A 19,304-nucleotide genomic window follows, 5' to 3' on the forward strand; every position below is an offset into this window, starting at 1 on the left:
GGCGCACCATGCCGGCCGGGTGGTCCGGCACCTGGCCGTGCTCGCAGTGGTCACGCTGATCGCCCCGGTACTGGTGGCGTGCACCTCCGACGCGCTAGGAACGCCCGCGGCGGCATCCGCATCGTCGGGGCCGTCGCCCGCGACGCCATCCCCGGGTTCGACCGGTGTGCCGAGTCCTGACCACGGGGCGCAACCGGGCGACCCGAACGCCGGACCCGGCCAGGGCCCCGGTGAGGGCGTGGGGCCGGTCGAGCCGGTCGGTGACCCCGTCGTCCTCGCCTCGGGCCTCGAGGTGCCGTGGTCGATCCTTCGCCTGCCCGGCGGCGGCACCCTGATCAGTGAACGGGGCACCGCACGCGTGCGCGAGCTGCTGTCCGGCGGACTCCGCGATGCCGGCACGGTTCCCGGTGTCGTCGCGCGCGGCGAGGGCGGGCTGCTCGGCCTCGCCTACCTCGCCGACTCGGCCGCGGCCGTCGGGGCCCCCAGCGCGGGACCCGGGGGCTGGGTGTACGCGTATTTCACCGGCACCACCTCCAACCAGATCGTGCGGATGCCGCTCACCGGCACCCTCGGAAGCCTCACGCTCGGGAGCTCCGAACCGGTGCTCTCGGGGATCCCGCGGGCAGGCAATCACGATGGCGGGCGCATCCGCTTCGGGCCGGACGGAATGCTCTATGCGACGACCGGCGACGCCGGGAACACCGCCGCCGCGCAGGACCTCGGGTCGCTCGGTGGGAAGATTCTCCGGATGACGCCGACCGGCGCCGTGCCGCCGGACAATCCGTTCGGGACGCTCGTCTACTCATATGGGCACCGGAATCCGCAGGGCATCGCCTGGGATTCGCGCGGCCGGCTGTGGGCGAGCGAGTTCGGGCAGTCGACGTGGGACGAACTCAACCTGATCACGCCGGGAGCCGACTATGGCTGGCCGGACGCCGAAGGCATCGCGCACGACCCGCGGTACACCGACCCGGTCGTGCAGTGGCGCACGTCCGAGGCCAGTCCGAGCGGGCTCGCGATCATCGGGGACACTCTGTTCCTCGCGGCGCTGCGGGGCGAACGACTCTGGCGGGTCGACTCCTCAACAGGCGCGGCGAGCGCGTGGTTTGTCAACACCTACGGCCGGCTGCGTGACGTGGTGCCCGGCCCGGATGGCACACTGTGGTTTGTGACGAACAACACGGACGGCCGCGGCATCCGAGCCGACGGCGACGACAAGCTCTACTCGGTTCGAGTGGAGCAGACCACGCCCCTGGCGCGTGGCATTCGGGTGGCGCAGCGAGCGAATGAGCCCGCCCGATTTGCGGCGGCGCCCTGATGGCGGACCTCACCCGCGTGCGGCGCTGGGCCGAAGCGCTCATCGACCTGCACCTCGACGCCGGCTGGACCTTCGCGTTCGACAACGCCAAGAAACGCGCCGGGCTGTGCAACTTCACGGCGAAACGCATCACGATCTCGCGTTACCTCGCCTCTCGGTACGAGGACGACGACGTGCACCAGATCCTGCTGCACGAGGTCGGGCACGCGCTCGCCGGCCCGCGCGCCGGCCACGGCCCGAAGTGGAGGTCCATCGCCCGCGACCTGGGCTACGACGGCAAGCGCACGCACGACGGCGAGATCGCCAACGAGCTCGCCCCGTGGGTGGGCGTCTGCCCGGCCGGCCATATCCACTACCGGTACCGGAGGCCGACGCGCGCCCTCGCCTGCGGGCTGTGCGGGCGCGGCTTCAACAGTGACCACCTCGTCACCTGGACGAGCCGGGAGATCACTGCGGCGGCTCGGCGGCGCGCCGCGGCGTCGGCCGGACTCTAGGGCGGGCCGGGAGACCGGCCACCGGCCGGGCGTGACAGAAGCGGGCGTGACCGGAGCAGGCGCTTGCCCGACGGGCGGTGGATGCCTAGCGCACGCCGATCCGGTGACGTCGGTCCCTGGAGGTGCGGCTGTCCCGGTTGAGCCGCCGGTCCCCGTGGTAGAGGATGCCCTGCCAGTCGACCGGCGCGCCCGGGTCGATCCGGGACCCCGCTGGCTGCTTCGGCTTCTTCACATCGACGTAGAGGAAGTTGAGCAGGCCCAGCCAGACGTCGACGACCGAGTTCCACAGGCCGATGTACATCAGTATCGCCGCACCGGTCGCCACCGCGTTGAACGCCGCGAAGATGGCATTTCCGACGTTCTGTTGGTTGATGTCCCGGTACAGGGTCAGTAGCGAGAACGCCACGATCAGGTAGGGAACGATCACGTAGAGCGCGGGCGCGGCCGTGCGGTTCAGCACCTTCGGGGTGCGCACGAACGGGATCTTCTCGGCCGACAACATCTGCTGGAAAGACTTGAGCACGCCGGCGAGGTTGACCGGGAGCAGCACGAGGTTGAAGCCGTAGATGCGGAACACGTCGCTGAAGCGATGGCCGGCCTCGCGCAGGTCGCTGCCCATCGCGAGGAAGTACGGCAGGGCCGCGAGGAAGACGAAGGGGCTGAGCAGCCGGCTGTCGTAGGGGAATGCCAGCAGGAACACGAGCCCGAAACTCGACCAGGCGATCGAGGCCATGTAGTTAGTACGGAGGAAGACCTCGCTCCAGCGAACCCGCTCGCGGCGGAATCGACGCTCCCTGAGCTGGTCCCAGAACTTCGGCAGGATGAGCAGGCCGCCGTTGGCCCAGCGGCGGCGCTGCACGATGAGCGAACCGAAGTCCGGCGGCGTGGCGCTGTAGCTCAGGCGTTCGGGGTAGTTGACGAGGGTCCAGCCGTGGCTGCCGAGGTCGATGCTCGACTCGGTGTCCTCGATCACGGTGCGGTCCTGGATGTAGGTGCGGATCTCGAACCCGCCGACCTCCTCCACTTCGACGATGTCCTCGATGGCCTTCTTGCGGATGACGGCGTTCGCGCCGACCCAGAACGTCGCGTTGTAGTAGGTCATGCCCTGGTGCAGCATGTGCTGCAGGTCGGTCGACGCGCCCGCCACCCGCTCGATGCGGGTCGGGGCCCCGTGGAATGAGGAGTACGGCGTCTGCGTGACGGCGACCCGGGCGTTCTCCGGCTCCTCGAGCAGGTAGACGAGACGCACGCAGTAGTCCCGCAGCAGCAGGGAGTCCGCGTCGAGGGTGAGCAGGTAGGTCGTGTCCGGCACGGTGAAGTCGCCGACGGTCTCGCCGACGGCGGCACGCAGCACGGTGCCTTCTGCCGTGTGGTCCGTCACCCAAGACGTGCCCATCAGTCCGATGTACGAGTTGAGGTTCATCGCCTTGTTCGCCTCGTGCGAGAGGGAGGCGTATTTCTTGCGTTCGAAGTAGTCGAGCCGGGTGGTGAAGATCCGCGCCAGGCGCAATGACAGCGTCACGATCTGGTCCGCGTCGGGGAAGTCGGCGCCCTCGGCCGCCGCCTCGAGTGCGAGCAGGCTGAGGCGCAGCTCCCTGGCCAGGCCCATGATGACCTGGTCGACGAAGAACTCGTCGACATGGTCGTGGACCTCCTCCTGCCCGGCCATCTCCTCGAGCCAGTCCGCGGCGGCGGCGTAGTCGGACGCGAGGTCACGGACATCCGCCGCCGTCACCTGCGGGTCGTCCAGGAACCGGTCGAGCCTGCGTTCAACGCTGCGCTGGAACCGTCCGGCGGGCACCGCGAGCAGTTCGCCGATCTCCCCGGCGAGCGCCCGGGTCGCTTCGAGCACGCGGAGGGTCTCCGGGTCGGTCGGGTACGGTGCGTCGTCGAGGAGCAGGACGATCCGCAGCTCGGGGAATTCCTGCAGCGCCGCGGACCACAGCGTGGCGCGGACGACGTGCGTCTCCTCGGCGTACGAGGGCACCAGCACGGTGATCCCCTGCCGGTAGTTGCCGAAATGCCGGTCGAGTTCGCCGCGCGGCACCCGGACATGGCTCTGATAGCGATACATCGAACCGAGTCGCGCGACGAGATACATCAGTGCCGAGAAGGTCAGGAACGTGACCACGACCGCATACCCGATCGCCTCCATGGTGAATGTGAAGTCCGGGCGCGGGGTGTCGACGAACAGGCGCACGATGGTCGTGAGCAGGTAGTAAGCCCAGAAGACGACCGTCGCGATGATGGCGACGCGCGCCCAGAGGATCGCACGTGTGCTGGGCCGCGGGTGCACGATCGACAGTGGTTCGCTGCGCCGCTCCGATCCCCATTGCCGGCGACGCGCCCGCTGGGTCTCGGTCGCTTCCCCAGCGGATGCCGCTGGTGCCGACGTTTCCGCCCCCGCCGCACCGGGGCATCCCGCTGCGTTGTTGATTCCGGTGTCGCCACGTGCCTGTTTCCTATCCTGAGACGAGCAGGAACCGCAGAATGATCCGGTTCGTCCCCGCGCGCGCACCCGGTTCAACGACCTCGGGGTCACGGTCCCCACAGTCTAGGCGCGGAGAGTGCTCCCGATCACTGCAATAATCCACGTGAGGACTTGGAGTCAGATGTCCACACGTTTTCCCGGTCGCCGGCTGTCGGTCGTGCGACTGATCGGTGTCTTCGTCGTCGCCGGCTGCCTGGTCTTCGCCGGGTTCCAGGGCTGGAACCAGATCGCGGACGCCGCATCCGTGAGCGCCAAGCCGTGGATGGCCGGTTACGTCGACGTCACGGCCACGCCGAGCCTCGCCTTCGAGAATCCCGCCTCCGCCGCCGGCGACAACGTCGTGCTCTCCTTCATCGTCGCCGACCCAACGGACGCCTGCACTCCGACCTGGGGCACCTTCTACACGATGGCCGCAGCCGAGAGCGATCTCGACCTCGACCGGCGCGTGGCGCGGCGCACCCAGCAGGGCGGCGACGTGATCGTGTCGTTCGGCGGGGCGATCAACCAGGAGCTGTCCGTCGCCTGCACCGACCCCGCAGCGCTCCAGGCCGCGTATGCCTCGGTGATCGAGCGCTACAAGCCGAGCACCATCGATCTGGACCTCGAGGGCGCGAACCTCACTGACGTGGATGTCGGGGCGCGCCGCGGTGTGGCGCTCGCCGCCCTGCAGAAGGCCGCTGCGGCATCCGCTGCCCCGCTCGCGATCTGGCTCACCCTGCCGACGACCCCGGACGGCCTCACCGAGGACGGGACGAACGCGGTCACCCAGTTGCTGACGGCCGGCGTCAACCTCAGCGGCGTGAACCTAATGACCATGGACTTCGGCTCCTCCCGCGCCGCCGGGCAGTCGATGGCGGATGCCGCGACAAGCGCCCTGCAGGCCGCCCACGGCCAGCTGTCCACGCTCTACCGCCGGGTGGGCCAGCCGCTCGGGTCGAAGACGCTCTGGAACAAGCTCGGCGCGACCGCGATGATCGGGCAGAACGACGTGCCCGGCGAGATCTTCACCCTCGCCGACGCCGTGGCGCTCAACAGCTTCGCGCTCGCGAACGGCGTCGGCCGCATGTCGATGTGGTCGCTCAACCGCGATGCGAGCTGCGGGGCGAACTATCCTGACGTGAAGCAGGTCTCCGACTCGTGCAGCGGCGTCGAGCAGGGTTCCGTGCTGTTCGCGGACGTTCTCGGTGCTTCGTTCACGGGAAGCGCGGCCGCGAGCGCCGGCGACAGTTCGACCGCGCAAGCGACCGGCGTCGCGACGGAGAACCCCGCCGCCACGGACGATCCCGCGACGAGCCCGTACCGGATCTGGTCGGTCACGATCGCGTACCCGAAGGGCACCCGGGTCGTCTGGCACCACAACGTCTACGCGGCGAAATACTGGACCCAGGGCGACCTGCCGGACAACCCGGTGCTGCAGGCGTCCGAGACGCCGTGGCGGCTGATCGGGCCGGTGCTCGCCGGCGAGACGCCGGTGCCGACGCTGACGCTCCCGGCGGGCAGCTTCCCGGAGTGGTCCGGCACGACGATCTACACCAAGGGCCAGCGGGTGCTCTTCGACACCGGCGCCTTCGAGGCGAAGTGGTGGACCCAGGGCGACAGCCCGGATGCCGCTGCCGAGAATCCGGACGCCTCCCCGTGGGTGGCGCTCACCGACGCCCAGCTGCGGGTGCTGCTCGGCCTGCCTGCGATCCCGGCGGACACCGACAGCATCGGGTAGCCGGGGCGCCTGCGCGCCCGCGAACCCTACGGAATGTCAGCCGGAGAGGCCCATCGCCTCGGACAGGAGGCCGACGATGCTGAAGAAGCCGGCGCCGGCGCCGGCGCCGAGGAAGATGGCGAGCGGAATGTAGACGCGGCGCTGTCGGCTGGCGGCGCGGACCTCCGCGTCGAGGGCCTGGAAGCGTTCGATCAGGTCGTCGCCGGTCTCGACGGGCACGTTCGCCCACATCGCCGGGTTGTCGAACAGGTCGGTGAACCGGCCGCACTCGTTCTGGTCGAGGACGACCGGGAGCGCCTCGAGCCAGCCGACGAGGTCGTCGACGCCGAGCACCGTGACGAACGGCGGGCGAGCCCTGACCTTGACCTCGCGGGCGCCGACGAAGACCACGGTCGGCCGGACCGGTGCGGTCTGGGCGCGCCGGTCGCTCATCAGGTCGGTGATGTGGTTCGCCTCGAACTCGGCGTGGCGGAGGTAGGGCACCGTGCGTCCGTTGACGGTCAGCACGGCCTTGTCGACGAGGATGCGTGCCGAGCGGTGCTGTTTCGCGTTGACCGTGATCACGCCACCGGGGCCGACGATCAGGTGGTCGATATCCCAGCCTTCGAGGCCGATCGGAAGCGCGTGGAAGATCGTCCAGTCGGAGCTGAGCGCCTGGAGGCTCTTCCCGACAGCGATCTCGCCGAGTGCGGCCAGGTACCAGCCCTCGCAGCGTTTGCCGAGCGGGGAACGCCCGCGGAAACGGTGCCACGCTGAACGCACGGGCGTTCCGGTCTGCTCGCGCAGCAGCTTGTCGATCACGGATTCCGCCATCCGCCGCCTGTACATGCCGCCGCCGCTGAGCCTCACCATGTCTGTCGGTCCGATACTTTTACTACGCGCGATCGCAAATCCTGTCAGCCAATTGTCCCCCCGAACAAGGGCGTGTCCTTACTCAACGGGATTATGCGGTTCGGTCGGCCCCCTCACGTACCTCTCCTGGGCACGCCGGCCCGAGGCCGGAACGAACGAAACGCACGCGCCTGACGGCCCCGCGCTGCCCTCTTGCGGCACGTCACTCCGACTCCGGTATTCTATTGAGAGGACAACTGTCCGTTCAACAGAGGCCCGAGGGGAACGATCATGCCGGCTTCCCCTCGTGCGTTCCGGAGAGTCCTGCGGACCGGGCGGGCCCCGCTGACCAGCTTCGGCATCCCCTTCGGGCTTTCGGGCCTTGCCGGCACCTGGACGATGGCCGCGGGAGTCCTCGGCACGCCCGCTGGGATCGGTGAGGCCCTGTGGGTGTTCGCGCTCGTCGCCTGGGTTGCGGTCCTCGCCAATTACCTCGTGCGCAGCCGGAACAACGGGGGGACGATCCGGGCGGACCTCGCCGACCCGGTGCAGGCACCGTTCGCCGCCCTCGCGCCCACAACCGGGATGCTGCTGGGCACCCATGTCGCTGTATCCCTGTCCGCGGGTTCCGGTTCAGGGCATCCGCTTGCGGGGGTACTGCAGGGATCGCCCGCCGGGCTCCTGGTCGCGCTGGTGCAAGGGGTCGTCGTCGGGTTCCTGGTCGTGGCGCTCGTCTTCGGGGCGTGGTCTGTCGCGCAACTGGCTCTCCGGATGCGCGACATCGACACACTCCATGCCGGGTACTTTCTTCCGACGGTCGCCGCCGCCTTCATCGCAGGGCAGTCGGCGGGAACGTTCGGCTGGACGACGCTGAGCGTCGCTTGTATCGGGGTCGGGCTGCTGTTCTGGATGCTGCTGGGTGCGCTCATCCTCGGCAGGATGGCGTTCCGTCCCGCCCTTCCTGCCCGCCTGCTGCCGACGTTCGCGATCTTCTCCGCCCCGCCCGCGGTCGCGGGGAACGCCTGGTTCGCCTCCAACGGCGGCCGGCTCGACACCCTCGAGACCGTCCTGCTCGGGACGTTCGTGCTGCTGATCCTCGTGCAGGTGATGATGCTCGCCGCCTACTGGCGGCTCGGGTTCGACCTCGGCTTCTGGGCGTTCACCTTCACGGCCGCGGCGAGCGGGACCTACGCCCTGCACTGGATCGGAGATGCCGCAGCGCCCGGTGCCGGGACCGGGTCGGCCGTGAACCTGGGGGCGTCGGGGGACTGGGTGTCGGCGGTCGCCGGAACCGGCATCCTCGCCACCGTGACCCTCGTGATCGGCAGTATCGCCGTGCGCTCGGTCGGGTACCTCGTGCGGGCACACGCCCGCTCGACGCACGCACCGCAGGCGCGCGTCTGACCTACTCGGTGACGGAGATTTCCTTCCAGAAGGCGACGTAGCCGCTGTAGTCCTGGCCGACCCGGTCGAACGAAGCGGGGTACGGCGTCGGGTAGCTCCAGGCGCGGTCCTGCAGGAGGGCATCGCCGTCTTTGAGGCTGAAGTACTGGCATTCGCCCTTCCACGGGCAGGTGTACGGCGTCGCGCTCTCCACGAGGAAACCGGGCTTGACGCTCTCCGGCGGGAAATACCAGTTGCCCTCGATCTTGACGAGGTCGGACTGGGGGCTTCGGCGATCGTGGTGCCGTTGAATACTGCCTTCATGGGGTGCTCCTGGTTCGGTCGGTGAATCGGGCTGGTGCGAGGCGGTTGCGGATGATGAAACGTCAGGCCGGAAACCGGAATTCCCGGACACGGCGAATCTCGGCGGATTGCCGGGCGGCATCCGTGGCCGTGTGCGGCCGGGCGAGGTCGATGGCGGAGCGAACCTCGTCGCCCCGACCGGCCGCGCCGAGGGCCACGGCGGTCTCGGACGCGCTCACGAGGTGGCGGAGGGCACGATGGAGTCCGAGGAACCCGGCGGAGGGGGCGGCAGCCTCCGGCGAGCAGTGGTCGATTCCGAGGCGGGCGAGTTCGTCGATCACTTCCCCGGCCAGGAGGAAGTCTTCGACTGCCGGGCGCGGGGAACCGTCCCGGCGCTGCTCGCCGACGGCGATCACGGCGACGGAGAACCGGTCGGCCTTCTCGGACTGACGCGCGAGCACCCACTCGGCGACGCGCGCCGGGTTGCCGAGGTCGGCCACGATCACGCGGGGCCCGCCCAGGGGCGTGGCCGGTGCCGTGTCGCCGACGGTGGGCAGGGCATCCGCGAGGATAATCACGTCCGCGTCCCCGGCGAGCGCCTGGAACCCGGCGAGACCGACGTCGAAGCGGACCTGGTACTTCTGCTGGGGCAGGAATTCACTCACCGGGAAAGGCTACCCGTCGGTCAGGCGAAGCGAGCGTCGTAGCGGGCGAGGGCGTCGGCATCCGTTGCGAGGGTCATCGCCCGGCGCGCGGCGTCGAGCGCGGTCACGGGGTCGGCCTCGGCCTCGGCGAGGGCGACGAGCCGCTCGGATTCGGCGAGGCGGGTGCGGGCCTCCGCACCGACCCGGCCGGGGTTGGCCGAGATGAAGCCGCGGGTCACAGTGCCCTGGCTGCGCGCGGCCAAAAGCGCGCCGGCGAGCGCGGCCCGCGCGTTGTCGAGTCGCAGCTGCTGGTTGCGAGCCTCCGACCGGGTGACGTCGAGCCCGTCGAGCACCTCGCGCAGCCGGGCGAGGTCGGCGGCCGGGTCGCTCACCCGCGACGGATGCCGCAACTCGGCCACGATCGCATCGGCGGCCGTGATCACCCGGTTCAGGTCGGCTGCCGCGACGGACTCCTCGTGCCCGTCGCGCAGGGTGCGCGCCTCGGATATCTCGGCGTCCGCGGAGTCGAGTGCGGCGCTGAGGGTCGCATAGCCGATGTGGAGCTGGTCCTCTCCGGTCTCGATCGCGTCGAGGAGCTTGCCGGCATGGAAGAGCCCGAGCTCCGCTGCCGAGAGCTCATCGCCGATCGGGTAGCCGGGGACGGCCGCGAGATGAGCGGCGGCGGCATCCGTGGCCTGTTTCGCCTGTCCGAGGGCTGTGCGGGCCTCGGCCACGTTGCCGCTGAACGCGGCGAGCGCGGTGGGGGCGTAACTGAGCCGGAGCCTGTCGATACTCGCCGCGCCCGCTGCGACCCGATCGGTCACCCGATCCACGCGCCGGGTGAGCTGCTCGAGGAGGAGCGGGGCGTCGCGCTCGCGGCCTCGGCGGGCGGTGAAGGCGCGGTCCTGTTCGGCGAGGCGGGTCGTCGCCTCAGCGGCGAGCGCGATGATCTGCTCGGTCCAGCGTCGGCGTTCGGACTCGGTGTCCGGAACACTGTCGTCGAGCTTCTGCTGCAGGGCGAAGGCATCGCGCAGCTGGCGGCGGGAGATTTCGAGGGCCGCGGCGAAGTCCCGGGTCGCCGCCTCGCCGAACTGGGCGACCGCGAACCCGAGTTCGTCGGTCGCGGCGCCGACCTGGTCATCGGCCCGCACCAGGGAGATCGCTGCGGCGCGTGCGCGTTCGGCGACCACCGCAGCTTCGGCCTGTTCGCGGTCGCGGCGACGACGACGAGCGGATGCGACGACGAGGGTCACCCCGAGGACCACGAACGCGAGAAGTATGGCCGAGGGCACCCACCAGAGATCGCCAGTCATAGCCGCGAGTCTAATCAACGCGGCTGGGGCGAGCGGGAGCACCCGTGAACATGCCGTGCCGGCGCCTACATGCGGCGCATCTGCCGCCGGATCACGTCGTAGTCGTGCCGGGAGATCTCGAGCAGCCCCCGGCGGAGCTGGTAGCCCCAGTCGGGATCCTCCCGGGTGAACTCGAGCACGTTCAGGAGCGGGCGGATCGACGTGCTGACGGCATCCGTGTCGTAGTCGATGCGCCGCCGCCACGGCACATAGGTGCCGGAGGGCGTCTCCGGGCTCCGGAATTCGTACGCGTTCCCCTCGGCGACGAACCCGATCGCGGTGAACTCGCGCAGCAGCTCGCCCTCGACGGCGGTCTTCGGCGAGTAGTACACGACGCCGTCGCTCTCCCGCATGCCCTCGAGCGTGGTGCGCAGCCGGTAGCCGGCCTGCGCGAAGCCCATGGCGACGCCCCGCTGCACGTTATCGCGCTGCGCGACCCCGAGCCAGTACCGAATTGCCACTCCTCAGTTGTACTGCATGCCCCAGCGCCACAGACTGGGGGCATGCGTGTTCTCCTGAAAGAAATCCTCGATTGCCCGCCGGATGCCGCGTGGCGCGCCCTGCAGAGCCCCGCCGTCTTCCGCGAGGTGAGTTCGCCCCTCATCAGCGTGGAGTCGCTCGAGGCCGACGGCTTCCCCTCGATCTGGGAGCCCGGCGAGCACCCGGTCGAGCTGAGCGCGCTCGGCCTCCTGCCGATGGGCAAGCAGGTGATCCGGCTGCAGATGTCTACCGAGCGGCGCGACGGCGTGCGCATCGTGCGCGACACCGGCCGGGGCGTCTCCGGCGCCCTCGAGGCCGTGACGCTCTGGGACCACCGGATGGCGGTGTCGGCAGACCCGGCCGGCACCGGCAAGACGCTCTACCGCGACCAGCTCGTCTTCCGCACCGGCGCGCTCACCCTGCCGAGCTGGCCGGTGTTCTGGGCGATGTGGCAGTGGCGGATGCTGCAGCTCAAGCGGCTGGCCCCGACCTGGCGTTTCGACGTGGGCGTCGACGCGGTCGACGCCGCATCCGCTGCCCCTGACGAATCCGACGGGGATTCTGCGCCGACGGAGGTGTCGGCATGAGTTCGACGCTGGGCGCCCTGCAGCTCGCCGACTGGCGCCGCCGCGTGACCGGACTGTATGCGGGCGTGCGCCAGCTGAGCGTGCAGAACCCTGCGGCGGGGCACGAGCTCTGGCGGAGCGGGCGCGACGACCTGTTCGCGGGGCATCCGTCGTCTCCGCTGCTGCCCGACGATCGGTCCGCGTTCACGGGGCTCACAGTCGCGCCGTACGACCCGGACTGGCGTTTCGAGGTCGAGGTGCACCGGGCGCCGGAGCCGCACCGGATCGCGGTCGAGACCGGGACGGACGGCACCGTGCCGTTCGACCTGGTCGGCATCGTGACGGCTGCCCTACCTCGGCCCGATCGACCTGTGGCGACTGGGCAGCTACGGCGGCGGCCTGTTCCTGCCGCTCAAGGACGGTCTCGCCGGACGACCCGGCGGAACCTACGGCGGCGGGCGCTACCTGCTCGACACGATCAAGGGTGCAGACCTCGGACCGGGGGTCGGCGACGACACCCTGATCCTCGACTTCAATTTCGCATACAACCCGTCCTGCGCCTACGACCCGATGTGGGCGTGCCCGCTCGCGCAAGCCGGCAACACGGTCGCGGTGGACGTACCCGTCGGCGAGTTCTACACCGGCGACCGCGACTAGAACGCACCGAGCGGGGGTTCCTCGGAGGGTGCTTGACAGCATCCGCTAGACTGAAACCACTTGCGAATGCATCGCTGCGCTCGCTGCGTCGTAGAACGCCCTCTTCTTGTTGCGGCGGCACACCTGCCTGGTGGGCCGAGCGCATATTGCGAATGAACATTCTTACGGCGAACGGATGTGCCCATTGGCACCTTCGCCATGTGAATCCTCCTGGCTCCGAAGCCTGCATTCCCTCACTCGGGGTGCGCACACGGTTCGATGGAGGGCTCTGATGCCTGAAAGGCACCACTTTGTCTGAAACTTCCTTCGGCGCGCTTGGCGTGCCGGCTCCCCTCGTTGCCGTTCTCACGGCGCAGGGAATCGACAGTCCCTTCCCGATCCAGGTCGATACCCTCCCCGACACCCTCAAGGGCCGTGACGTGCTCGGTCGCGGCAAGACCGGCTCCGGCAAGACCCTCGCGTTCGCCATCCCGATGGCCGCGCGCCTCGGCGGCAAGCTCGCCGGCGGCAAGCGTCGCCCGGGCCGCCCGCTCGGCCTGATCCTCGCGCCGACCCGCGAGCTCGCCACCCAGATCACCACCGCACTGACCCCCTTCGCCGAGGCATACGGCCTCAACACGACGACCATCTTCGGCGGCGTCTCCCAGGGCCGTCAGGTCTCCGCGCTCAAGGCGGGCGTCGACATCGTCGTCGCCTGCCCCGGACGCCTCGAAGACCTGATGAAGCAGGGCTACGTCAACCTCGACTCCGTCGAGATCACCGTGCTCGACGAGGCCGACCACATGGCCGACCTCGGCTTCCTCCCCGTCGTCACCCGCATCCTCGACAAGACGCCGAACGGCGGCCAGCGCCTGCTGTTCTCGGCCACCCTGGACAACGGCGTCGACAAGATCGTCCGCAAGTTCCTCCACAACGAGGTGCTGCACTCGGTCGACGACTCGAACAGCATCGTCTCCGCGATGACGCACCACGTTTTCGAGGTCGACAACGCCGAACAGAAGAAGGCCCTGATCGAGAAGCTGGCCTCCGGAACCGGACGCCGCATCCTCTTCATGCGCACCAAGCACCACGCGAAGAAGCTCGCCAAGGCACTCACCGAGGCGGGCATCCCCTCGGTCGACCTGCACGGCAACCTCTCGCAGGTCGCCCGTGACCGCAACCTCGCCGCGTTCAGCAACGGTGACGTGAGCGTGCTCGTCGCAACGGATGTCGCCGCTCGCGGCGTGCACGTCGACGACATCGAACTCGTCATCCACGTCGACCCGCCGGCAGAGCACAAGGCGTACACGCACCGCTCCGGCCGCACCGCCCGCGCCGGGCACGCCGGTGACGTCGTCACCCTCGTGCTCCCGGAGCAGCGTCGCGACACCGCAGACCTGCTGCGCAAGGCCGCCATCAAGGTGACCCCGCAGCGCGTGACCGCGGACTCCCCCGCCGTCGCCGCCCTCGTCGGCGAGGTTGCCGCGTACGTCAAGCCGGCGCCGCGCACCGAGCAGCCGCACCAGCAGCAGCAGCGCCAGTCCCAGGGCGGACGCTCGCAGGGCGGTCGCTCGCAGGGCGGCCGTTCTGAGGGGGCCGTTCGCAGGGCGGCCGTTCTGAGGGGGTCGCTCGCAGGGCGGTCGTTCCTCGTCCTCAGACGGCGGACGCTCGCAGGGCGGCAGCCGTTCCTACGCCTCCTCGTCGTCATCCGACACCTCGCGCTCGTCCGACGGGCAGCGCTCGCGCGGCCGTGACGACCGCGACGGCGCCAGCACCGCCCCCGTTCGCGGAAACCGCGGCAGCCGCAGCAACGACGCCGCCTCGGCCGGCGGAGCACGCCAGGAGCACTCGGGCCGCCCCGCGGCATCCGGTCGCAGCCACGCCCCGCAGGGCTCCGGTCGCTCCGGCGGCATTCAGGTCGGCGGACTCGTCCGCGGATCCGGCTCGGGCGCCGGCGCCGGCGGCGCCCGTCGCTCGGCCCCGCGCCGCGCGCAGGGCTAAGCAGCACGAGCACGACACCCACCGGGCCGGACTCCACCAGGAGTCCGGCCCGTTTGTCTGCCCGCACCGGGCGCGGTAAACCGGTGTCCCCCGGCTGGGTTAGGGTCAGATTATGGACACCACCACCGTCGTTGTTCGGCCCGTCGAAGAAGCGGACGCCGAGAGTCTGGGCCGTGTACACGCCCTCTGCTGGCACGAAACCTACGACCACCTGCTGAGCCAGGCGGCCCTTTCCCAGCTGCGGCCGCAGCGCCTCGCCGCCATGTGGCGCCGGTTCACCACCCAGGGAGCGGAATACCGCCAGGTCGTCGCACTCGTCGACGGAGAGGTCGTCGGCTTCGCCGGCAGCGGACCCGCCCGCGACGAGAACGCCCCCGCCGCCCACGAGCTGTACTTCATGTACCTGCTCGAGGACAAGCACGGAAGCGGCATCGGCCAGAAGCTCTTCGACGCGGTCGTCGACCCCGGGCCCTCCTACCTCTGGGTCGCCGCGGTCAACCCGCGTGCCCACGCCTTCTACGCCCGCAACGGCTACGCCGCCGACGGTCACGAGCAGGTGCAGGAAGTACTCGGCGAGCAGCTGCACGAGGTCCGCCTGGTCCGGTAGGTCTCGCCGCAGGCGGATGCCCGGCGCGCGTCGCTCGCGTCAGCGTGCGACGGGCCCGTCGCCCACCGGCAGCATCACGGCGAAACACGCGCCGCCCTCGGCAGCGGACTGCACCGTGATCGTGCCGCCCATCCTGGTCACCAGCCGGGCGGCGATCGACAGGCCCAGGCCCGTGTTGACCGGGCGGATGTCGCGGTACCTGGCTCGCAGGACTCCGCGCTCGAACGCGACGGCGGCATCCGATGTGCTCAAGCCAGGGCCGCTGTCGCGTACCTCGACCCGTACGCGTCGGCCGTCGACCTGGCGAGCCGCGAGTACGACCTCGCCGCCGGCCGGCGTTGCGCGCAATGCGTTCTCGAGCAGGCCGTCGACGATCTGGCGCAGGCGCATGCCGTCGGTCACGATCGTGAGGTCACCCGGCACCGCGCCCGCACCCGCACCGTCCCCCGCACCGTCCCCCGGCCCGTCGACGCGCAGCGCGACGCCGAGCTGGGTGCATTGACCCTGCCAGGCGAGCGCGGCCTGCGCGAGCACTCCGCCGACGTCGATCGGCTGCAGGTGCACGGTGAAGTCATCGGCTTCGAGGCGGGCGAGTTCGAGCAGGTCACTCACGAAACGGTCAACGCGTTTCGTCTCCGCGACCAGGACTTCACCGACCGCCGCGCTGCCGCTTGCCGGAATCACGCCCTCGGCGAGGGCCTCCGCGTACCCGCGGATCGCGGTCAACGGCGTGCGGATCTCGTGCGACACCGAGAGCAGGAACTCCCGTTGACGGGTCTCGCTCGTACCCAGCGCGTGGTCGAGGGCACGGAGCGAGCGGGACACGTCGTCGATCTCCGGAATGCCCTGGGCCGCGAGGAGTACGCCGCGTTCACCGTCGGCGAGCCGCCGGGCGGCTCGTGCGGTCCGCTCCAGGGGTCGCGCCAACCGCCGGGACAGGAACAGTCCGGCGAGCACGGCCACGACGAGCCCGACGAGCACGGCCAGCAGGATGCGTCCGGCGACGAGTCTGCCCGAGTCGGTGATGTCCGCAACGCGCACGAAGCCCACGAGCCCACCGCCTCCCGCGAGCGGCCGCGCTTCCACCACGTACGACTCACCCCGGATCTGCAGCGACGTCGACACCGAGCGGCCGGCATCCAGTACCTGGGTGATGCGGCTCTTGACGTCCTGCGTGACCGTGAGCGCGCCCGAACCTGTTTCCGGCACCTTCCCGTCGGCGCCGACCAACACAAAGCGCTCGCCGCGTGCGCCGAGGAGGGTGTCGTCCTTGAGCAGGATGCGCAGGGTCGAGAGCGGCCGCTCGCTCAGCGCGGTCGTCCGTGCGCCGAGGTCCGCCTGGGCCTGCGTCGTGACGAGGGTCTGCACGAGTTGCAGGGACACGACGGCAGTGACGAGAACCGCAACGAACGCCACGCCCACCGTGACGAGCAGGATCCTGCCGCCGAGTGACGCGAACCAGCGCCGCACCGCTCAGCCCTCCTGGCCGGCGACGGAATACCCGACGCCGCGGACCGTGCGGATCGGATTTCCCTCGCCGAGCTTGGCCCGCAGTTGGGCGACGTGCACGTCGACCGTCCTGCTCGCACTGTAGTCCGCGATTCCCCAGACCAGGGAGAGCAGTTCCTCCCGCGAATACACCCGTCCGGGCCGGGCCATCAGCTGGGCGAGCAGGTCGAATTCGGTCGCGGTCAGGTCCACGCGGATGCCGCCGCGCGCGACCATGCGCGTCGCCGGGTCGAGCGTCACATCCTCCACCCGCAGCACCGCGTCGCCGATGAGACCCGAGGAGCGGCGCACGATCCCCTTCACCCGCGCGACGAGTTCCCTCGGCGAAAACGGCTTGGTCACGTAGTCGTCCGCACCCAGTTCGATGCCGAGCACCCGGTCGACCTCGTCGTCGCGTGCAGTGACGAAGAGCACGGGTGTCCAGTCCCCCGCCTCGCGCATGGCCCGGCACACCTCGATCCCGTCGAGCCCGGGCAGGCCGACATCAAGGATCACCGCGGCCGGCCGCAACCGGCGAACCTGCTCGAGTCCCGCGCGGCCGTCGGACTCCAGATGCACGGTGAAACCGGCGCGCACGAGGTACAGGCGTTCGATGTCCGCGATTGCGGGGTCGTCTTCGACGACCAGCACCAGCCCTTTGTCGTCGCCCACAGCTTCCATTAAGCCAGTAGGCGCCGGTTGCTGCGAACCGGGCGGGCGGATGCCGGACTCGCCTTACGTTTTCCGTACATTTCCCGAACACGGCGTTTGCGTGCGCCTGCCACTGTGGCTTCACCGCCGGGACCCTCCCGGTCCAGCGAAAGGCAGGAAAATATGAATGCATTCACGAAGCGAGCCACGACCGTTGTCGCTGCGGGGACGCTCAGCCTCGGCCTGATTGCAGGCGGCACGTTCGCGGTCGGCGCGGCGAGCGCGGCCGAGATGCCCACGACCGTTGCAGCGTCCTCGGTATCGGGGTCCACCGTCGCCGGTTCACTCGCGACCGCCGTGTCTGCATCCGCCAACACCGCTGTCGCCGCGGACGAGACGGTGAAGACCGTTGCCCAGTTGCGCGCGGACCTGCGCGCGGCGCTCAAGCTCGACGCGGCCGCACGCCCCGCGGCCATCGCCGCCATTCGCACGGACGTCCTCGCCGGAGCATACGGCGCGCAGGCCAGCCAGTACCTCACGAAGATCGAGGCCGCGGCCGCCGACAAGTCCAAGGCCGACGTGCCGAAGCGGTGGCGCCACGCCCTGCGCCACCTTGTGCGCGCCGACGTGAAGGCACACCAGCAGACCGCCCCTGGCACGTCCACGCCGGCCCCCACTCCGACAGCCGGTTCGTAGCGGAGGGCGTGGCGGGTGCGACGGCCGCGGCGGGCGGCTCGCCCACCGGACGCGTCAGCGCAGCTGGCCGACCGAAGCGAGCGCCATCCGCAGCAGGGAGCCGCGGCCGCCCTCCATCTCGGCGGACACAGCCTCGGATGCCGCCTCGAGCGGCGTCATCCAGGTGAGTTCGAGGGCGTCCTGGCGGGGGTCGCAGGTGCCGGTGACGGGCACGACGTAGGCCAGCGAGACGGCGTGCTGGCGCTCATCCGTGAAGGCGGTGATGCCGGGCAGCGGGAAATACTCTGCGACGGAGAATGGCACCGGGCTCGCGGGCAGCTGCGGGAACGCCATCGGCCCGAGGTCCTTCTCGAGGTGCCGGAACAGCGCATCGCGCAAGGTCTCGCCGTACAGCACGCGCCCGGAGACCAGGGTGCGCGTCATCTCGCCGGTCGGCCGGGCACGCAGCAGCACGCCGAGCTCGACGACCTGGCCGAGCCCGTCGACCCGCACGGGGACGGCCTCGATGTACAGGATCGGCAGGCGCCGGCGGATGTCCGCGAGCTCGACATCGCTCAGCCAGCCCTGGTTCTGGTTGGGTGGCTGGATGTTCTCGGGGCCAGGCGTCCAGTCCGGGTCGGGGTCAGGGGTGCGCACGCTCATGCCTTCATTCTCCCCTAACCGGCGAGCCGATGCGCCATACCCGTTTCCGGGGGCGGTCGCGCCCGTCGCTGCCGGCGAGCCGGACCCGCCAGCGCGGGAGGCGCATTCGGGTCCTGGGCAGTGAAAGGTCCGGGGCAGTGAAAGTATTGACCGGTCGACGCACCAGGCCTCGACGCCCGGCAGGAGGACCGACATGGACGAGACCCGAAACGGCGCAGGAGACCCGGTGGAACCGGTCGCCCTGCCGATCGATCCCGGCGCAGTGCTCTGGTCGGCGTCCGAATCCGACCGGGTCGGGCGCCCGCTGCTCCTGATCCTTCACGGCTACGGCTCCCACGAGGGTGACCTGTTCTCGCTCGCGCCGCACCTGCCGCTCAAGCCGGTCCTCGCGGCGCTGCGGGCGCCACTTCCGGTCGGCGACGGCTGGGCCTGGTTCCCGGTCGGCATGCCCGGCGGCCTGGTCAACCCGAGCGCCCCGAACGCATCCGCTATCGAGGCGGCAGCGGACGGCGTGCTCGCCTGGCTCGACGCGCTCGTCGTGCCGCCGGCATCCGTCGGGCTGCTCGGCTTCTCCCAGGGCGGCGCGATGGCGCTGCAGCTTCTGCGCCAGGCGCCCGACCGATTCGCATTCGCGGTGCAGCTCTCGGGTTTCGTCGCCGCGGCGCCGCAGCCCGGCGACGCCGACCTCGCCGAGCGACCCGTTCCGGTGTTCTGGGGCCGAGGCACGGCCGACCCGGTGATCCAGGCGGATGCCGTCGGCCGCACCCAGGACTGGCTGCCCGGCCACTCGGTGCTCACCGAGCGCATCTACGAGGGCATGGGCCACTCGATCTCGCAGGGCGAACTCTCCGACATCGTCGGATTCCTACGCACGCAGTACGCTGACGCGCCCGCGGACGTAGCCTGACCCACTCGCCTAACCAATTCGACGGAGTTTTTGCCCGGAAAGCGCTAAAAACACGCTCGTACGTCCTAGAAAATCAAAAAGTCCGTCGAATTGGTTA

At 70.2% G+C, this 19,304-nt stretch carries 16 protein-coding genes and 3 pseudogenes; 10 read left to right on the forward strand and 9 right to left on the reverse strand.

Features of this window, described 5'->3' with window-relative positions; translation table 11 throughout:
- Positions 1-19 precede the first annotated feature (19 nt).
- Positions 20-1,318 (forward strand): PQQ-dependent sugar dehydrogenase, encoded by a 1,299-nt coding sequence (locus RGU41_RS13840; RefSeq protein ID WP_322136566.1) that lies wholly within the window; start codon positions 20-22, stop codon positions 1,316-1,318.
- Complete coding sequence (locus RGU41_RS13845) at positions 1,318-1,812, forward strand: SprT-like domain-containing protein (RefSeq protein WP_322136567.1); 495 nt, start codon at positions 1,318-1,320, stop codon at positions 1,810-1,812. Before RGU41_RS13840 ends, RGU41_RS13845 begins: the two co-directional genes overlap by 1 nt.
- 85 nt (positions 1,813-1,897) lie before the next feature.
- Here RGU41_RS13845 and RGU41_RS13850 read toward each other — a convergent pair whose 3' ends face one another.
- Complete coding sequence (locus tag RGU41_RS13850) at positions 1,898-3,913, reverse strand: glycosyltransferase family 2 protein (RefSeq protein WP_416172970.1); 2,016 nt, start codon at positions 3,911-3,913, stop codon at positions 1,898-1,900.
- Between the two features lie 511 nt (positions 3,914-4,424).
- Here RGU41_RS13850 and RGU41_RS13855 point away from each other — a divergent pair.
- Positions 4,425-6,020: a glycosyl hydrolase family 18 protein gene (locus RGU41_RS13855; RefSeq protein ID WP_322136568.1), complete on the forward strand. Its 1,596-nt coding sequence runs from the start codon at positions 4,425-4,427 to the stop codon at positions 6,018-6,020.
- A gap of 36 nt (positions 6,021-6,056) precedes the next feature.
- On the opposite strand, the gene RGU41_RS13860 is transcribed toward RGU41_RS13855, so the two are convergent.
- Complete coding sequence (locus RGU41_RS13860; protein WP_322136569.1) at positions 6,057-6,872, reverse strand: nuclease-related domain-containing protein; 816 nt, start codon at positions 6,870-6,872, stop codon at positions 6,057-6,059.
- A gap of 270 nt (positions 6,873-7,142) precedes the next feature.
- Here RGU41_RS13860 and RGU41_RS13865 point away from each other — a divergent pair, with 270 nt between their 5' ends.
- Positions 7,143-8,255 (forward strand): hypothetical protein, encoded by a 1,113-nt coding sequence (locus tag RGU41_RS13865; RefSeq protein WP_322136570.1) that lies wholly within the window; start codon positions 7,143-7,145, stop codon positions 8,253-8,255.
- Position 8,256: 1 nt separating this feature from the next.
- Here RGU41_RS13865 and RGU41_RS13870 read toward each other — a convergent pair.
- The 4 genes and pseudogenes from RGU41_RS13870 to RGU41_RS13885 form a co-directional block, all read right to left on the reverse strand.
- A pseudogene (locus tag RGU41_RS13870) lies at positions 8,257-8,558 on the reverse strand (DUF427 domain-containing protein).
- Positions 8,559-8,620: 62 nt separating this feature from the next.
- Positions 8,621-9,202: a hypothetical protein gene (locus RGU41_RS13875; RefSeq protein WP_134449714.1), complete on the reverse strand. Its 582-nt coding sequence runs from the start codon at positions 9,200-9,202 to the stop codon at positions 8,621-8,623.
- A gap of 20 nt (positions 9,203-9,222) precedes the next feature.
- Positions 9,223-10,494, reverse strand: coding sequence for a hypothetical protein (locus RGU41_RS13880; RefSeq protein ID WP_322136571.1), 1,272 nt, complete (start codon positions 10,492-10,494; stop codon positions 9,223-9,225).
- A 65-nt stretch (positions 10,495-10,559) separates the two neighbouring features.
- The gene (locus tag RGU41_RS13885) at positions 10,560-10,994 is read right to left on the reverse strand and encodes an EVE domain-containing protein (protein WP_241984918.1); all 435 of its coding nucleotides are present in this window, start codon (positions 10,992-10,994) and stop codon (positions 10,560-10,562) included.
- 42 nt (positions 10,995-11,036) lie between these two features.
- Here RGU41_RS13885 and RGU41_RS13890 point away from each other — a divergent pair, with 42 nt between their 5' ends.
- The 4 genes and pseudogenes from RGU41_RS13890 (at position 11,037) to RGU41_RS13905 (ending at position 14,823) form a co-directional block, all read left to right on the forward strand.
- Complete coding sequence (locus RGU41_RS13890) at positions 11,037-11,600, forward strand: hypothetical protein (RefSeq protein WP_322136572.1); 564 nt, start codon at positions 11,037-11,039, stop codon at positions 11,598-11,600.
- Positions 11,597-12,236, forward strand: a pseudogene (locus RGU41_RS13895) (DUF1684 domain-containing protein). Before RGU41_RS13890 ends, RGU41_RS13895 begins: the two are co-directional and overlap by 4 nt.
- Before the next feature lie 290 nt (positions 12,237-12,526).
- Positions 12,527-14,216: pseudogene (locus RGU41_RS13900) on the forward strand (DEAD/DEAH box helicase).
- A gap of 112 nt (positions 14,217-14,328) precedes the next feature.
- Positions 14,329-14,823, forward strand: coding sequence for a GNAT family N-acetyltransferase (locus RGU41_RS13905; protein WP_322136574.1), 495 nt, complete (start codon positions 14,329-14,331; stop codon positions 14,821-14,823).
- 39 nt (positions 14,824-14,862) lie between these two features.
- Here the strand turns inward: RGU41_RS13905 and RGU41_RS13910 are convergent, their stop codons facing one another.
- Positions 14,863-16,293, reverse strand: a complete 1,431-nt coding sequence (locus RGU41_RS13910) for a HAMP domain-containing sensor histidine kinase (RefSeq protein WP_322136575.1) — start codon at positions 16,291-16,293, stop codon at positions 14,863-14,865.
- Positions 16,294-16,296: 3 nt separating this feature from the next.
- Entirely contained in the window at positions 16,297-16,992 is a 696-nt protein-coding gene (locus RGU41_RS13915; protein ID WP_322136576.1) for a response regulator transcription factor, read from the reverse strand.
- Between the two features lie 153 nt (positions 16,993-17,145).
- On the opposite strand from RGU41_RS13915, the gene RGU41_RS13920 reads away from it, so the two are divergent.
- Complete coding sequence (locus RGU41_RS13920) at positions 17,146-17,658, forward strand: hypothetical protein (protein WP_322136577.1); 513 nt, start codon at positions 17,146-17,148, stop codon at positions 17,656-17,658.
- A gap of 54 nt (positions 17,659-17,712) precedes the next feature.
- Here the strand turns inward: RGU41_RS13920 and RGU41_RS13925 are convergent, their stop codons facing one another.
- Entirely contained in the window at positions 17,713-18,300 is a 588-nt protein-coding gene (locus RGU41_RS13925) for an NUDIX hydrolase family protein (protein ID WP_134446366.1), read from the reverse strand.
- 193 nt (positions 18,301-18,493) lie between these two features.
- Here RGU41_RS13925 and RGU41_RS13930 point away from each other — a divergent pair, with 193 nt between their 5' ends.
- Positions 18,494-19,207, forward strand: a complete 714-nt coding sequence (locus tag RGU41_RS13930) for an alpha/beta hydrolase (protein ID WP_322136578.1) — start codon at positions 18,494-18,496, stop codon at positions 19,205-19,207.
- Positions 19,208-19,304: the final 97 nt, after the last annotated feature.

This window comes from Cryobacterium sp. 10C3, from assembly GCF_034314285.1.
Taxonomy (GTDB): domain Bacteria; phylum Actinomycetota; class Actinomycetes; order Actinomycetales; family Microbacteriaceae; genus Cryobacterium; species Cryobacterium glucosi.

Excerpts from the sequence above, each read along its gene's own strand:
- RGU41_RS13845 (WP_322136567.1), top strand. The coding sequence starts at position 1,318 with ATGGCGGACCTCACCCGCGTGCGGCGCTGGGCCGAAGCGCTCATCGAC.
- RGU41_RS13850 (WP_416172970.1), bottom strand. The coding sequence starts at position 3,913 with ATGTATCTCGTCGCGCGACTCGGTTCGATGTATCGCTATCAGAGCCAT.
- RGU41_RS13855 (WP_322136568.1), top strand. The coding sequence starts at position 4,425 with ATGTCCACACGTTTTCCCGGTCGCCGGCTGTCGGTCGTGCGACTGATC.
- RGU41_RS13860 (WP_322136569.1), bottom strand. The coding sequence starts at position 6,872 with ATGGTGAGGCTCAGCGGCGGCGGCATGTACAGGCGGCGGATGGCGGAA.
- RGU41_RS13865 (WP_322136570.1), top strand. The coding sequence starts at position 7,143 with ATGCCGGCTTCCCCTCGTGCGTTCCGGAGAGTCCTGCGGACCGGGCGG.
- RGU41_RS13880 (WP_322136571.1), bottom strand. The coding sequence starts at position 10,494 with ATGACTGGCGATCTCTGGTGGGTGCCCTCGGCCATACTTCTCGCGTTC.
- RGU41_RS13890 (WP_322136572.1), top strand. The coding sequence starts at position 11,037 with ATGCGTGTTCTCCTGAAAGAAATCCTCGATTGCCCGCCGGATGCCGCG.
- RGU41_RS13905 (WP_322136574.1), top strand. The coding sequence starts at position 14,329 with ATGGACACCACCACCGTCGTTGTTCGGCCCGTCGAAGAAGCGGACGCC.
- RGU41_RS13915 (WP_322136576.1), bottom strand. The coding sequence starts at position 16,992 with ATGGAAGCTGTGGGCGACGACAAAGGGCTGGTGCTGGTCGTCGAAGAC.
- RGU41_RS13920 (WP_322136577.1), top strand. The coding sequence starts at position 17,146 with ATGAATGCATTCACGAAGCGAGCCACGACCGTTGTCGCTGCGGGGACG.
- RGU41_RS13925 (WP_134446366.1), bottom strand. The coding sequence starts at position 18,300 with ATGAGCGTGCGCACCCCTGACCCCGACCCGGACTGGACGCCTGGCCCC.
- RGU41_RS13930 (WP_322136578.1), top strand. The coding sequence starts at position 18,494 with ATGGACGAGACCCGAAACGGCGCAGGAGACCCGGTGGAACCGGTCGCC.